The sequence below is a fragment of the Prosthecobacter fluviatilis genome (genome assembly GCF_042655725.1).
Classification (GTDB): domain Bacteria; phylum Verrucomicrobiota; class Verrucomicrobiia; order Verrucomicrobiales; family Verrucomicrobiaceae; genus Prosthecobacter; species Prosthecobacter fluviatilis.
Genome location: NZ_JBHSMQ010000001.1, coordinates 328362 through 343033, shown reverse-complemented (window position 1 = coordinate 343033; position 14672 = coordinate 328362). Strand labels below are relative to the sequence as shown.

The following is a 14672-nucleotide window of genomic DNA, read 5'->3' as shown; positions in this document are numbered from 1 at the left end:
TTAGTTTAATTTCTGAAATAAGTGTGATTCATGCATAACTCCACCAGAGGCCATTGGACCAAAGTAGGCGTACGCGCCCTGCGGGATGTCTGTATATTCATCGGGTCTTATCTGCTGGCCAACTACCTGACGTTTACAGAACTTTGGCGCCTTGAAGATTACATCGCACCGATCGTGGTCGGCGCATCAGCCCTGAGTTCATCGGTCTATATTTTGGGTCTGTACTCTGTCGAGTCCCAGCGCAGGTCCTCATTCATCATTCACAGCGTTCTGCTGACCTTCGCGTTTGTCATTTCATTCGTGATCATAACTCTGGTTGGCTACATGAGTTTTGACCTGCGCATTGGCCGTGGGTTTATGGCGCTGGGCTGTCTTTTTGCCTACCCGCTGCTGCTCGGTGTCCACTGGCTCATGTATCACAAGCACCGCATCGCCCCAACGCGGATTGCTTTCGTCGCAGAATCTGCAGAGGAGCTTGAGGAATATCAGCTTCTGCGCACACTTTGCCCGGCCGGCGTGCATGTCGTCGGACGCATCAGCATTGATGAAGAACCTGAGGCCGAGGAGGATTTTCTTGGAAGGCTGCGCAATGTCCGCAAACTGATTCGGAGACACAAGCTGGAGCAAATTGTGTTCTTGGAGAAAAGGGTTGAAGACGAAAAGGCAAGAAATGAATTCAGAAGGCTTCGCTATCTTGGTTTCACCTGCAGCAGCCTGACTGCGATTTGTGAAAAGCACCTGCACTACATACCGCTGCACCTGGTGACCATGAGCTGGCTGCTGCAGTCAGAGTCCAATTCACGCAGCTTGTATTTCAGCAAGCTCAAGAGATTTTTTGACATCACGAACTCCCTGATCCTGCTGGTCCTTCTGTCCCCGTTCCTTCTCATGGGCATGGCCATCGTGCGCATCTTCTCCCCCGAAGGACCTGTCTTCTTCAAGCAGGAGCGCATAGGACGCTTTGGCAGGCGTTTTCAAATTTACAAACTGCGGAGCATGCGCATTGACGCAGAGAAAGGCGGCGCAGTCTGGTCTTCGGTTTCATCCGACCCTCGCGTCTTTCCCGGCGGGGCATTTTTGCGCCGTTATCGGATCGATGAGATCCCGCAGCTGCTGAACGTTTTTCGTGGGGAGATGTCTTTCGTCGGACCGAGACCGGAGCGTCCGGAATTTGTCACCAAGCTCTCACACCTGCTGCCATATTATCAGGAGCGTCACATGCTTCAACCGGGTCTGACCGGCTGGGCGCAGGTGTGCTATCCCTATGGGGCTTCCATCAATGATTCCAAATGCAAGCTGGAGTACGACCTCTATTATTTGAAACACGCAGGGGTTCTTTTCGACAGCCTGATTCTGCTGGACACTGTGCGTGTCGTTATTGGCGGGGGGCTGAAAGCCACCACAAGACAGCGTTACACCAAGGAGACTGCACTGGACCTAGACGCTGCAGATGGCATCTCAAATACCGGTGACGAGAGCACTGAAATGCCAAACCGACCGCAGATTCAGGTTCTCGCCGAAGCCTGACCTTTCCCTGCCTCAGCTACCGCGAAGCAGCTCCAGATACTTGTTGGCGCAGCTCTCCCAAGAATAAGCCCCACAGGCGATGTCGTGCAGTGCGACTTCATCCGGTGGGCTATCCAGAGCAGCCTGCAGAGCTGCTGCATACGCGGAAGCATCCCGCTGTGGGACAAGAAACTTTTTGCCCAGCGCAGGAATCACCACTTCGCCAATGCCCCCAACATCGATGCAAACCGGAGCACGACCGCTGGACATGGCCTCCAAGACCACATTGGGCACACCTTCGTTGAGACTGGTCAGACAAACTGCGTCTGCCGCCTGCATCCACTGCGCCACCTGGGGGGCTGCGTGGCGTCCAACGAAGTGCACCTGCCCAGAGATTCCCAGTTCTGCAGCCTGGCTTCGCAGAGCTCCTTCCAGCGGGCCGCTGCCGATCAAGACGAGCCTCGTCTTCTGCACGGCCATGACTTGAGCGGAAGCGGCGAGCAGCAGATCAAGGCCTTTGACCGGCAGGAAATTGCCCACGAAAAGAAGCAACCGTTCATCGTCTGGCTGCCCGAGGGCTGCACGCGCAGCACTTCGGGATGCCGGCTTGAAGGTGTGGACATCCACTCCATTGTAAACTGTGCAGACTTTGGCGCCCGAAACGCCTTGCCGGACGAGGCGTTTTTCCAGGTCGTTGCTGCGAGTGATGATGGCTTTGACACGACGGGACATTGCCAGAATGGCGCGGCGCCTGAATGGCATGTCGAGATACTGGTGAACATCAGAGCCCTGGGCAACTGCAACGATGGGGACACCCCATGTTGAAGCTTGCAGCGCCACGCCACAGGCATCAGGAAAAAGCCAAGGAACCAAGACCGCCTGGGGAACGAAATCCGCAGGCAAGGCTTTTCGCGCTTTGGCAAAGGCATGCGAAAACAGGCGGTGGTTCATGCCGCCCCAGCGGGGCAGGTAGGGTGTCCAAAAATACTCAACCTGCAGACATTCATCGACAGGCCGGGATTTCAAATGAGCCGCGGCTGAGCCAAAACGCCTGAATGAAGGCCTAAATGCCATCACACGAACATTGAGCCTAGGGTCTTGCCGCTTCAGGGCGTGAACCAGTGTGGCGTTGTCAAGTCCACGCCAGGGTTCGTTCTGATCTGGAAACAGATTGGTGGCTACAAGAAGGTTCATGCATCGTTTTTTTGCAGGCACGGCGGCGGGGAATAGAGGTAATCTCTCCACAAACCGGCATCCCCCCCGCCCTTCCCGTCTTCAGCAGCATGAAGAATGTTAACCATCTCTCTTGCACTGACATAGTGAAGACGGAAACCCGAACGGCTGGCCAGTTCCCCAAGTTCCTGGTGAAACTTGCGACGTGCTCCGCCAATCAATGCCGCGTGATTCCTCTCCGGGCCGCCGTGGGTATGAAGTTTTACGAACCGCCAGCCCTCGGCGCCAGTCACACTGATGCCCGCATTGATCCAGCCAGCAGCGCGTTGCGAGGTCGGCGGATTGGCCGAAGTGATGTCTGCATTCTCGATTCTTGGAAAAAGGCCCCATTTACGCCGCCGCCAGTCGAGACCAAGAGGCCCCTGAACCAGAAGCAACCAATCGTCCCTGTCACGCAGGTTTTTGGACGTGGAGCCTATGGCAGAGGCGCACACCCCCCGATGGTGCGAGCACCCCTCGAGGCTGCTCTGAGAATAATAGAGCTGATTGACCATGGGAGCCTGAGTCCGGTGAGGAGCTGAGGGCATCGTTAGATCCGCATAGCAGCCAGCCTTCTTGAGAATAGCGAGCTCCCCACGCACCCCACACCCTTTTCCTTGAGGGTCCGAATCGTCCAAAGCCCAGTTGCCGTGGATGAAGCCAAAAGCAGCCCCTCCGAGTGGACTGGCTCCCAGCAGGCCATGCCTGCGCAAGTCCGCTTTTCCCTGGTCCAAAACGCGAATCAGATTTTCGGCGGTGTCATTGTCGTGATGCAGGTGAATCTCGACTTCATTTCGCGTACGCTGGCACAGTGAGGTCAGAGATTGAATGACATCCGGATCATACTGTTCGATCGGATAAAAAAAGGTATGGCGTGGACCGCCCCCATCATGGTCCACAGCGGCCGCGGTGATGCCGGGCAGACTGTCCTGCCAAGCTTTCATCCGACGCATGGCACCGTCTTTGTCTGACCTGTGAAAAGGCTCAAAATGATCGCAGACGGCGAGCATGACATCCGTAACCGGAGCGTTTGAAGAGCGCAGGCTTTGACGAAGCCAGGGCAGCAGCCACTTGTCGAATGCCTTTACCATAGCGGCTCAGAAAGAAATAAATTCGCAGACATAAGCAGGATTTTTGCCATGCTGCTTTCTGCCTCTGATTGCCCCGATGTTCAACACGCATGTTTACTTTGGATGGCAGCGCGGTATCTCGAATGATCCGCTCATGAGCTTTTTGCTGGTCATCACTCTTCTTGCCATCGCTTATATCCAGGTCGGATATGCCTGCATCATGTGGGCTCTGGCCAAAATGCGAAGTCACCCGCAGGCATCTGAGTCACCGATGCCAGAGGCCGTCAGCATTGTGCTGTGCATTCACAATGGCGCGGGCAGGATTCAGGAGCGCTTGAAAAACCTGGCAGCATGCCCGTGGGAGGGTGAACGCGAGTACATTGTGTTTTGCGATGGTTGTGAAGACGATTCCGCCGAGCTGGCAGCCAGTTCTGGTGTTAAGAATGTGCGAGTGCTGTCACACCCGAAACAGCGGGGAAAATGGGCGGCGCTCAATGATTCAGTGAAAAGTGCCCGGCATCCGATCATCATTTTTGCAGATCTCAGGCAGTCTTTTGATGAACACGCTCTGCAAAGACTCGCCGAAGCATTCAACAATCCTGAGGTCGGTGCAGCGAGTGGCCTTCTGACCATCGCCAAATCTGAGTCGGGAGCCGGCAGAGGGGTGGACCTTTACTGGCGTATGGAAACTCGTCTGAGAGAGTGTGAGGCCAGGGTGGATTCTGTGATCGGCTGCACAGGGGCCATTTACGCCATACGCAGAGAACTCTACACCGACCTGCAGCCCGACACGATTCTGGATGATGTGGTGGTGCCCATGCAAATCGCCCTCAAGGGCTGGCGTATCGCCTATGTCCCCACGGCTCTCGCCTTCGACCCACAAACTCTTGATCCCGCCAAAGAGTCCGAACGAAAGCTGCGAACATTGGTGGGTAACTACCAGATGATCGAACGCCACCCAGGGTGGCTGCTGCCCTGGCGCAACCGTCTCTGGATCCAGCTGATCAGCCACAAATATGCCCGGCTTGCAGTCCCGTGGCTGATGATCATTGCGTTTGCCCTGAATGCAGCCGCTCCCAAAACCCCCCTGATCTGGCTGCTGCTAACCTGCCAGACGGCCTGCTACGGCCTGGGCATAGCAGGCTGTGCCTTTGGAGGGCTTCGTTCGCGGCTAGTCACAGTGCCCGCTGGCTTTTTGATGCTTCAGTGGAGTTGCGCACGCGCCTTGCTCACCTACATGCGCTGCCGCCACTCCCCTCTGAGTCTTTGGGGAAAAAAACCCGATGGCAGACAACTTGCTTGAGAGATCACTCAACCGCTTTCACACTGCCAAATTCTTCATGCGTATTCTCTGGGTAAAAACTGGCCCCCTGCTGCCTTTGGACACCGGTGGAAAACGCCGGACTCATGCCTTGCTCACAGAGATGAGCAAAGCACACCACGTCGTCTATCTGTCCCTGCTGCCCGAAGGGGAACAACTTCATGCCCTGGAGGAGGGTGACGCCTATGCCACGGAGAAACAATGGGTGCGCACCCGCACCCCCGCCAAGGGGACTTTACGTTTCTGGCTAGACCTCGCAAAAAGCACCCTTTGCACCACTCGCCCCTACGCATTGCAGCGCTATGAAGCCCGGGCGCTGCACCAAAAGCTGAGGGAGCTTTCCCAAAAGCAGTCGTTTGACCTTGTCATCTGCGATTTCCTAGCCCCGGCCCTGAACTTTATTGGCCTCCGTTTTCAATGCCCGGTCATACTGTTTCAGCACAACATCGAGGCCCAAATTTGGGAGCGCCTTGCAGCAAACCAAAGTTCTCTGACCAAGAAGTGGTATCTGGGCATCCAGCACAGACGGATGAAGCGCTGGGAGGCTCGCCTTTCATCGCTATTTGATGGGGTTATCACCGTCTCTCCGGAGGATGCCGAAATCTCGCGCACTGAATACAGGCTGACAAATGTGCTGGGCCATGTGCCGACAGGCGTCGATGTGCTCTCATTCCAACCAGCCCCCCCCAGGCCACCAGGGCAGCCATTTGTCATGGGATTTCTTGGTTCCATGGATTGGATGCCGAACATCGATGCGACACTTGATTTTGTGCATGAAATCCTGCCGAGTGTCAGGGCCAAGCTGCCAGACTGTCGCTTCAAAATCATCGGGCGTAAGCCACCTGCAAAGATTCGCGAACTGGCTGTCGCAGATGCAGGCATCGAGGTCACCGGCACCGTGGAGGAAGTGCAAAGCCATGTGCACCAGTGCGATGTCATCGTGGTACCGTTGAAAGCAGGCGGTGGCACACGCATCAAAATTTATGAAGCCATGGCCATGGGCGTGCCAGTCGTTTCAACAACCATCGGTGCAGAAGGCCTGGCCGTGACCCCGGGGGAAAACATCTTGATTGCAGATGGTGCGGCAGCTTTTGCCACCTCTCTACTAAGCCTCGCCCAAGACTGCGCCTTCTCTGCGAGACTGGCCGAAAAAGCGCGGAAAGAAGTGGAAACGAATCTTTCATGGACGAAGGCCGCTAGCTGCTTCATGGAGTTAACCACCCGTTGCAAGTCAACATCTGCATAAAGGCCATGTCCTCCCAAGATCCACGCACACCCGAACGCATCCGGCATCATTTTGAGGTCGAGCGTGAGCTGGCCGTCCAAATGCGCCAGTCCACGAGAAAGGAACGCACCGAGCTTTTCAAAACTCTCTACACTCAGCTTTTTGAACGTGTGCCTGATCACCCACGGCTGACCAGGCGCGAGACACCGGAGTCCAGTCGCCGCAAGGTCGAGACTCAGATGAGGTTACTTCGGCCATTTCTCCGCAAGGACTGTGTCTTTCTGGAGTTCGCCCCAGGCGACTGCCGTCTGGCAGCGGCTGTTGCCAAGGAAGCAGGAAGTGTGATCGGCGTGGATATATCCGATCAACGCTCTCCAGGAGAGCAATCTCCGGCCAATCTTGAGCTGATCGTGTACGATGGATACGAACTCCCCGTGGCGGACGCCACTGTGGACGTGCTTTTCAGCTACCAGTTTCTTGAGCATCTTCACCCTGAAGACGTTGACGCACATTTCACTTTGGCCAGACGGTTGCTCAAGCCTGGCGGAGTGTATGTCTTCGACACTCCGCACCGCTACTCGGGCCCACATGACGTTTCCCGGCATTTTGGCAACACGCTGCAGTGCTTTCATTTCCAGGAATGGACATATCGAGAAATGCGAAAATTGCTCCACAAGCACGGCTTTGCCAGGACCTGCATGTATCGCACTGGCAAGCCTTGTCCTGGCGCAGGGCTAAACTTTGCAAATGACTTGGTCGAAAGCGCCCTGGGGCTGCTCCCCCGGCGTGTTCGCAAAATGTTGAGCGTGCGGTTATTTCCATCCGTGACAATGGCCGCATGGGCGGAAGCACGATGAAATATGCTTCTACGGTCCAGCGCTGGTGAGTCTCAGCTTGGCCACCAAAGCGCGATGCTGAGAGGGCCGATCTTTTTCCGTGATGCACTCCAGGGCATCCCAACGACGGTCATGAAAAATGTAATCTATCCGCATCCACGGCCCGCCTAGACTCAAGGGGTTGTGCGTAACACCTGGAAAGGTAAAACCGAAGCCATGCCCGGAGGTTGCATGGGAGTCGATCAGTTCCCGCGTAACCATCCGATGCAGATAACCTGTATGTGGCGCATTAAAGTCACCTGCAACGATGCATGGATTTGGATCACTGCGAACTGCGTCCAGGATCATTTTCGCATCCTGCATCTGCCCATCCCAGAAGGATTGATAATATTTTCTCTTCTTCGCCCAAGGGGTTCCTGGAACACCAAGTACACCCCATAGAAAAGCCCCCCGCATATAGGAGCGCAACACGTCTCTTGGGGTCATCAAATGCACCGCATAAACGGAAATCATGCGGCCGTTCCAATCGATCGTAAACTTAGCAGCCCTGGCAGGCCGCTGCGATGCGGCATCCTGCACAAGTGTGTTGGATGTGATGGGGTAACGGCTAAGCAGAGTGAATTCGCCAACGCTAACTCCATGCCCGAATTCTGCATAACCGGTCGCACGCAGAAAGCCATCAGCGCGTCCGCCAGCTTCTTGAAACACCAGCACATCCGGCTGAGTGGCATTCTTGAAGGGCTGCAGGCTTTGATTCATGTTCTGACCACGGTTGTAGGTCATGACGCTCAGGCTAACACGCCCATCAGCGGCTTCCCGCTTTTCCTCCCCCACTTGAAATCCCAGCCAGCCCCAGATGGTGAAAACGGCCAAAGCGACAAGGAAAACGAGGCACCTGCGGTGAAAAAGCAGCGCCAGCGGCATTAGCAGGCACAGCGGAAGCAGCCAAACAAGCGGAGGCAGGTACAAACAAAAAGCCGCTGTAACGTTTCGTTCACCAACCCATTGCAAGGCAAACCGCAAACCCAACAGGAAAATGGCATAGAGAACAGTAACCCAAACAGTCAGCTTCCTCCCACCGTTCCAAATCACCTCCAAAAAACGCCCGGATTCTGTGTCATCCGCAAGACTTCTTAGTTTTTGAGATAACCAACGGCTGCCGTTGCTGCTCATAAAAAAGTCGATCAAGAACGATCTGAAAAGAAGGTGGCGGACTTTTCATCGTTCGCGGTCGGATGATTGCCCTCCTCTCCAGCCTCCCAGTTGAGGTCATAATAATTTGAAGAGTAGTAATAGTATTGGTATGAATTTAACCTCTTGGAGAAATCAACATCGTTCAAAACAAAGCCATAGAAGTAAGCATCAAGCTTTCTCAAAGTTTCGACGGCTTCCACCACATCTTTGCGTGGCGTTTTCTGCGCACGCACTACCAATAGAATGCCGGCCGCGTAATTTTGAAGAAAGGCTGTTTCACTGAGCCCCAACACTGGCGGAGTGTCCAATATGATGCGCGTGAACTGCTTCTTGAGCTGCTCCAGCAAATTCGCGAATGTAGGCGTGTTAAGCAGTTCGGTGGTGCCTTGGATGATAGGCCCGCGAGGCAGCACCCAAAGATTCACTGCACTCGATTTTTTCAGGCAATCCTCGAACTTTGTCTGACCGATGAGAGTCGTCGTCAAACCCGTCTCATTATCAACCCCTGCAATGTTGGCAACGCGTCCGCGTCGCAAGTCACAGTCGATTACCAAGGTTTTCTCACCTATGGACGCAAACGCCCATCCCGTATTGCATGCGATGGTTGACTTGCCTTCACCCGGCCTTGCACTTGTCACCATGATCACTTTTTCCTCCCCTGATGGCGATGGACTCAGAAGGATGCTGCTACGAATCAACCTGAAGTTTTCCAACAAAGCATTGGGTATCACAGCACCAATGGCAGGAGATCGATTCAACTCCTGCAAAACTGCCTCATCGGTTCTGGGGATCAGGCCAATACCTCTCAGACCGATCGTTGTCGTAAACTCTTCCAGGCTGTTCACTGAGCTGTCAGTCTGCCTCATCAGAAAGGGAACCCCTAGGGCTGCACCAATGCCGATCAAGAGCCCCAGCGTGGCCAGCTTGCTTTTGCTTGGAGAGACCGGGATCACATTACGCATTTCTGTGAAGCCCTTCAGTTCAAGATTCACAGGGCTGCCAAGTCCATCAAGCTCCAACCCTTCAATTTGTTTCGCAAGCTTTTCATAGGCGTTGTCCCAAGCCAATTGGCTTCTTTGCATCAGATCATACCCCAAGCGCTTCTCATCATAATTTTTGACCACTTTGTGGTACTCGGGCAATTTGGCCTCATACTGCTCCAATTCAGCCTTAACTTGAGCCGATTCGATTTCGAATGCCTGACGAGCCACCGAAAGTTCCAATTCCAAGGCTGACTCCACCTTTTTTATCTCTTCCTTAAGATCCTTGATTCCTTGATGATCTTCACGGTATTTGATGCTGTCCATTCTTAGTTGCTCTTCAAGCGTCCGTTTGCGCTTCTCCAAATTCTTCCAAGGCACAAGCCCCTCAACCATCGCAGGCTGGACTACAACTTCAGTACGACTGGTTGTATCCGGGCTCTTGAAGGTTACAGGCCCGTTGGCATTCGATCTTACGAGACGCCCTGTTTCCAGACTGGTTCCCGACGCTGTTGTGCCATTAGAATTACTGGTCAGAAGTGCCAACTGGCCAATCGTTCCCAGCTTCTCCCCCTGTTTGATCAAAACCTGGCGCGTCAATTCCATCTCTTCACGCCGGTGGCGCAGTTTGACGATCTGAACAGGCACATCACTGAGATGCTCCAGTTCCACCTGAGTTGTTGCGATTGCGCTTTCTTCTTCAAATTTCAACCTTGCATCAAGCTGTTTTGAAACCCGCTCACGCATGACGGCCAACTCATCCATGTATTTCTGGACAGCTTTTTCTCGCATCTCCATGCGTATTTTTGCACGGTTGCTTTCATAGACCTCAATCAATGCCTTGGGCAGTTCTTCAACCGCAGTAGGTGAGAAGGCCTCAATGGTCATTTCTATCAGGTCACCGTCCAAATAACCTATTCTAACTTTTGGAACTACGTCGTCACGAAAGCCCCTGTAAGTAGTCTTGGGACCAGCAAGACCAATACGTTTTCCCGCCTCAAGAATCACATAGGGAGTCTCCATGTTACCCCCTATTGCCCTGAGGGGAATACTCACCCCTCCGCCAGCAGGCTGCATGGCTGTCTGAGTAGAATCCAAGTACCTGTAAGCTTTGATAACGCACGTCGAAAGATAGGACGGCCGAGCAAAAACATACCCAACAACAGCAGCCAGAATTCCCAGCGCCAAGAGTTCAACCATCAAAATCCAATGAACCTCGTAGGCAAGCAAAGTTTTGATAACGACGGTCAGGTCGAATTTGCTTTTTGAATTGGTTGGTAACGGGGTCATGAAAATCTTTGTCACACTACTCGCTAGGAACGGCACCTGCACCGAACCCTAGCGAGAGATGATCGGTAAACGACTTCATGAAGCGAAAGTGTTCAACTTAAAAGCCAAACACTTTCTCACTGACGTTGATAATGTCACCATCTGCGACCGGAGGATCATCCTCCAAGCCGTCACGGATCGGCCGAAGATCAATCATGGTACGAGTGCGCCTACCATTGGCATCGCTTCTAAACACCTCAACCTTGCCAAGCTGAGCAAATTTAGACAACCCACCAGAAATCAAAAGCGCCTCATAGAGCCCGATGGATTTGCCATCTGTGACAGGGAGATAGTGAGCCCCCGATCGAGCGACCTGCCCCGTCATAAAAACCATGATCTTAGGCACACCAGGAGGGCCTGGCCTATCATAATTGCCTGAAACATGCTCCACTAGAACTTTAGCTTTAGTGAGCTGGCTTCTTTGCAAGGCTTGAGTCAGAACTTGTTCAGCTCCATCACGATCAAGGCCTTCGACTTTCAGCCGTCCAATTTTAGGAATGAGAATATACCCACCCGGGCGCACGATATAATCCCCGTTAAAAGATGGATCCTCCTCGACATAAAGTTCAAGTTTGTCACCAGGTTGAAAAACAACTTTAGAAGCTACCTGGTTATTTTTTACCAAGTTTAATTTGGAGGGAGGAACTAAAGGAACATTCTCATTTGAGCACATGCTCAACCCCGTAGCTGCTGAAACCAGCAAAACGATGCGTCGCAAAGACATTCTAATCACTAAGTTAAGTATATGCTGATGATTGTTTTCCAAATTAATGCCAAACAAATGCAATCTTCACGTATCAAGGAGCTTCTGCTGAATTGAATTCAATGTACTTTTTGCCTGGCGGAGGCACCCATACTCCCGCGTTATTGTCGTTAACAAACTGCTTTGCCAACGGTTCCTTTTGAACGGTGAACAGAATGTGATCAAAACTTGTTCTGAAGCTTTTGATACCGAGAGTTTTCTTCTCTGGCTCAACCGGAGCAGGCTCCTTGCCAGCAGTGGTTGCGAGAGCATTTGCACCGGCAGCCTGTGCATCCGCACTGCGATGTGACACAGTCACCAGCAGTCTGATATCGCCTGAGTATTTCGGAGAAGGCCGCACCCCTTCAACAAAAACGTACCGCGGCACAGTCAATGGAAGGTTGTACGGATATGTTTTGTATGAGGTAGTGAATTCAACAAGCCTCTTGGCAGGATCCCTGGTATCAAGCAGCAGTTGCTTTTTACCCGCATCTCTCCAAACGCGAATATGCCCCATTGAGGCCATCTCATCGTCCAAAGTGGCATATTCACCGGTACGATCGCCACGATTGATCCCCTCGGCCTCCAAACTGACAACCACATGCCCGTCGAAGTCAACGCGGTAGGGGATCACACGAATGACGATTCGAGTTAACTCGCCGACCCCCAAAATCATGCCAGGGGGAGTAGCCTCAAAGGAGCCTCCGTCAGCAGGATCGGTATTGCTGAGATTACCATCCTGATTCATATCGGCATCAAGATCAATTTTTGCGATTTGCCGCTCACGATCTCTCCAAGAGTTCACACGCTGACCGTAATACTTGTGAAAGTCCGCCGGGGCATCTTTGTTGGTCTGAACGTTGGATTGCCCCTCTGGCGCGATGTACATTTGCGCGAGTGCATCGCTTGTGTGCAGACAAAGTGAACCGAGCATCGCAAAAGCGAATGCACCGAACGATTCACTGCAAAGATGGCTCTTTTTTGTCATTGTTTTCATGATTGCTTGCTTTCTACGATAATATCCAGTCTAAATCATCAAAGTGCTTTTTGCTCAGAAATAACGACGCAGAGTAAATCCTATCGCATGCTCAGAAAATTGAGCGGCACTATATCCATTGCTTTCTAAATATTGATAAAAGAGAGTTCCGGTGAGGCGCATGCTGAGCTGCTGATTAATGCTGATCCGCGTAATCCAGCGGTCAAAAGAGCCCGCAGGCTTCAGCGCTTCATCATGGTAAATTGATGCGTTGATTGAGGTGAAATCCAACGGCTGGTAGGCCATGCGTATGCCACCGCCTGCACGTGATGTAGAAAGACCGCTCGTCGTGCTGCCAGTTGAAGCATAAGTCTCACGATCCGATATCTGGGCCAGCAAAGACAAGGTAAGATTTCTGGCAAATCCATGAGTCAACTGATAACCCGCATATCTTGCGCTGAGTGAGTCACTTGAGTAATCATTAAAAAAGAAGTTTTCTCCAAACGAGATGCTGTGTTCAGTTCTCGCCGTAAGAGACTGATTGAACCGCATGTTCCACAAAAATTTGTCCCAGTTTTTTGTAGCCCCGGTTGCAAACCCGTAGCCAACATATCCACCCCAGTCGATATTTTCAGTAATCCTTCCCGTCAAAGTAAGCCCAAAAAGATGCCTGAATGATTTCAGTCTGTCAGATGAGTAAACATCATATGTAAAACGTGGTGCAAATGGAATAACGGAGCCTTCATAGCCCATTGCAAGCCCCAGATGCTCGCGTTGACTGTGACCAATAAAATCAAATGTCCTCCAAAAGTCGGAGTGATCGATTTTACTCATAAAACGCCATTTGTTATTCAAAACCAATCTAGAAGCTGCAAATTGGACCGTGTTACCAAAAAACGCCCCGTTATTGCTAAAGAAATCACCTCGAGTGTAGTTGTTTGATTGCTGAATGCCGAACCAGTATCGACCAGCTCTATCGCTGCCATCCTCAGTTGTCCTAGCGTAAAAATTCAAGCCAGGCCTGCCGATGAACCGGTCACTCAGCATAACATCCCACGCACCCCAGGTGTCTGAGTAGTTGAAAGTCACACCCATGGAATTTGCGCTTCCATAACCCATGCCGAAGGCAAGCTGATTGGTTCCGGGCAGGTAAATCAACTGTGCAGCTGCCGCCAGGTAAATGGTGTCGGTCAGCCTAGCATAACCACGAAACCCTACATTAAGGTAACTGACAAAGCCATCCCCCTGACCTGTTTTAAAATTCTGCGCACCATTATAGTCGGACCAGACCGCCCCAGCGCCAATGTAAAGAAGATCAAGAGCAAGCGGCCCAGCTTTCAAAGTAGCAAGGTCAGGTGAAAATGTCCGTGTCAGCAGACCTGAGTTGGCAGAAAAAGTAAGCGCGGAGTGCCTCATCCTGTCGCTTTCGGTCGTCACCGAATTTTGCCCTGCAAACACACCCAAGACTTCGTCCATTCCGTGAAAGATGGAATTTCTTTGGTAGAAATTAGGTGTCTGATCCTGATACGGAAAGAGGTCTGTAGCCGTTTGAGCCCTGATGTCAGGCCCGGTATATCCGTTGGAATATCCGCTTCTTGCATTAGATGCTCCACGCAGGAGAGGCGATTCGGCTTGCGTTGGAAAAAAGCCAGATGAAACCGAAGGCAAGGCACCCGGCAATTGCGGCTCAATCACCGCACCCACACCACTTTCGCCACCGTTACCGCGTCCAGACGCCTCAGCCCGGGTAGGATAGTACCCGCCGGTTTTGAGAGCGGCCGCAGAAGAATCAGGCTCTGCGGCACAAACAGATTGAATAGTGGATATGCTTGCGAGGCACAAGCACAGCACTAAAAAAAACTTACGTTTGATGTACGAGAATGACATTTCGTTGGTTGAAAAAAATTACTCACACTTGGTGCTCGGTTTTTTGCATTTGCGTCATGATCGAAGCTTTTTTCATGCCAGCATGCGCCTTATTAGGTAACTTTTTCTTTGTGAATCCCATCTGAACAAAGGTTGAGTAGTCTGCACGCATCAAACATGCAATGCAGTAGAGAATGACTCCCAAAAAAGGACAGGCTACAATTAACATAAGCCACACCAATTTGGCAGCGCTGCCAATCTTTGAAAACCAAACACTTGCAACAGCGCAGACAACAAGCATCGCATAAGCAAAAATCAAAGCCCAAATAACCGCAGGCTCCACATTCAAAGCAGATGCGTTTAGAAAATTGGTGATGATGGTCTGCATGTTCCTCTTCTGTCGTTTTCTATTTAC

General features: G+C 52.2%; 12 protein-coding genes. 4 read left to right on the top strand and 8 right to left on the bottom strand.

What is annotated here, in order from left to right:
• The first annotated feature begins 30 nt into the window (after positions 1–30).
• Positions 31–1527 (top strand): exopolysaccharide biosynthesis polyprenyl glycosylphosphotransferase, encoded by a 1497-nt coding sequence (locus ACFQDI_RS01315; RefSeq protein WP_377162595.1) that lies wholly within the window; start codon positions 31–33, stop codon positions 1525–1527.
• A 12-nt stretch (positions 1528–1539) separates the two neighbouring features.
• On the opposite strand, the gene ACFQDI_RS01310 is transcribed toward ACFQDI_RS01315, so the two are convergent.
• Both ACFQDI_RS01310 and ACFQDI_RS01305 read right to left on the bottom strand, forming a co-directional pair.
• Positions 1540–2721, bottom strand: a complete 1182-nt coding sequence (locus ACFQDI_RS01310) for a glycosyltransferase (RefSeq protein WP_377162593.1) — start codon at positions 2719–2721, stop codon at positions 1540–1542.
• Positions 2697–3809 carry a hypothetical protein gene (locus ACFQDI_RS01305; protein WP_377162591.1) on the bottom strand — a complete coding sequence of 371 codons (1113 nt, stop codon included), beginning with the start codon at positions 3807–3809 and terminating at the stop codon, positions 2697–2699. Before ACFQDI_RS01305 ends, ACFQDI_RS01310 begins: the two co-directional genes overlap by 25 nt.
• 76 nt (positions 3810–3885) lie before the next feature.
• Between ACFQDI_RS01305 and ACFQDI_RS01300 the strand changes: the two genes are divergently transcribed.
• From ACFQDI_RS01300 to ACFQDI_RS01290, 3 genes are read left to right on the top strand one after another with little or no spacing between them, the layout of a single operon-like run.
• On the top strand, positions 3886–5091 hold the full coding sequence (locus tag ACFQDI_RS01300) for a glycosyltransferase (RefSeq protein ID WP_377162589.1): 1206 nt from the start codon (positions 3886–3888) through the stop codon (positions 5089–5091).
• On the top strand, positions 5072–6355 hold the full coding sequence (locus tag ACFQDI_RS01295) for a glycosyltransferase family 4 protein (protein WP_377162587.1): 1284 nt from the start codon (positions 5072–5074) through the stop codon (positions 6353–6355). Before ACFQDI_RS01300 ends, ACFQDI_RS01295 begins: the two co-directional genes overlap by 20 nt.
• A gap of 5 nt (positions 6356–6360) precedes the next feature.
• A complete protein-coding gene (locus tag ACFQDI_RS01290; protein WP_377162585.1) occupies positions 6361–7191 on the top strand; it encodes a class I SAM-dependent methyltransferase in 831 nt (276 codons plus the stop codon).
• Positions 7192–7200: 9 nt separating this feature from the next.
• Here ACFQDI_RS01290 and ACFQDI_RS01285 read toward each other — a convergent pair whose 3' ends face one another.
• The 6 genes from ACFQDI_RS01285 to ACFQDI_RS01260 form a co-directional block, all read right to left on the bottom strand.
• Positions 7201–8358: an endonuclease/exonuclease/phosphatase family protein gene (locus ACFQDI_RS01285; RefSeq protein WP_377162583.1), complete on the bottom strand. Its 1158-nt coding sequence runs from the start codon at positions 8356–8358 to the stop codon at positions 7201–7203.
• On the bottom strand, positions 8355–10634 hold the full coding sequence (locus ACFQDI_RS01280) for a polysaccharide biosynthesis tyrosine autokinase (protein WP_377162581.1): 2280 nt from the start codon (positions 10632–10634) through the stop codon (positions 8355–8357). Before ACFQDI_RS01280 ends, ACFQDI_RS01285 begins: the two co-directional genes overlap by 4 nt.
• A gap of 97 nt (positions 10635–10731) precedes the next feature.
• Positions 10732–11397: a polysaccharide biosynthesis/export family protein gene (locus ACFQDI_RS01275; RefSeq protein ID WP_377162579.1), complete on the bottom strand. Its 666-nt coding sequence runs from the start codon at positions 11395–11397 to the stop codon at positions 10732–10734.
• Positions 11398–11470: 73 nt separating this feature from the next.
• Complete coding sequence (locus tag ACFQDI_RS01270) at positions 11471–12412, bottom strand: hypothetical protein (RefSeq protein ID WP_377162577.1); 942 nt, start codon at positions 12410–12412, stop codon at positions 11471–11473.
• 54 nt (positions 12413–12466) lie between these two features.
• Positions 12467–14278: a porin family protein gene (locus ACFQDI_RS01265; protein WP_377162575.1), complete on the bottom strand. Its 1812-nt coding sequence runs from the start codon at positions 14276–14278 to the stop codon at positions 12467–12469.
• Between the two features lie 22 nt (positions 14279–14300).
• Positions 14301–14645, bottom strand: a complete 345-nt coding sequence (locus tag ACFQDI_RS01260; RefSeq protein ID WP_377162573.1) for a PLD nuclease N-terminal domain-containing protein — start codon at positions 14643–14645, stop codon at positions 14301–14303.
• Between the last annotated feature and the right edge of the window lie 27 nt (positions 14646–14672).

Coding starts and splice junctions, on each gene's coding strand:
- ACFQDI_RS01315 (WP_377162595.1), top strand. CDS start 31: ATGCATAACTCCACCAGAGGCCATTGGACCAAAGTAGGCGTACGCGCC.
- ACFQDI_RS01305 (WP_377162591.1), bottom strand. CDS start 3,809: ATGGTAAAGGCATTCGACAAGTGGCTGCTGCCCTGGCTTCGTCAAAGC.
- ACFQDI_RS01300 (WP_377162589.1), top strand. CDS start 3,886: ATGTTCAACACGCATGTTTACTTTGGATGGCAGCGCGGTATCTCGAAT.
- ACFQDI_RS01295 (WP_377162587.1), top strand. CDS start 5,072: ATGGCAGACAACTTGCTTGAGAGATCACTCAACCGCTTTCACACTGCC.
- ACFQDI_RS01290 (WP_377162585.1), top strand. CDS start 6,361: ATGTCCTCCCAAGATCCACGCACACCCGAACGCATCCGGCATCATTTT.
- ACFQDI_RS01280 (WP_377162581.1), bottom strand. CDS start 10,634: ATGACCCCGTTACCAACCAATTCAAAAAGCAAATTCGACCTGACCGTC.
- ACFQDI_RS01275 (WP_377162579.1), bottom strand. CDS start 11,397: ATGTCTTTGCGACGCATCGTTTTGCTGGTTTCAGCAGCTACGGGGTTG.
- ACFQDI_RS01270 (WP_377162577.1), bottom strand. CDS start 12,412: ATGAAAACAATGACAAAAAAGAGCCATCTTTGCAGTGAATCGTTCGGT.
- ACFQDI_RS01265 (WP_377162575.1), bottom strand. CDS start 14,278: ATGTCATTCTCGTACATCAAACGTAAGTTTTTTTTAGTGCTGTGCTTG.
- ACFQDI_RS01260 (WP_377162573.1), bottom strand. CDS start 14,645: ATGCAGACCATCATCACCAATTTTCTAAACGCATCTGCTTTGAATGTG.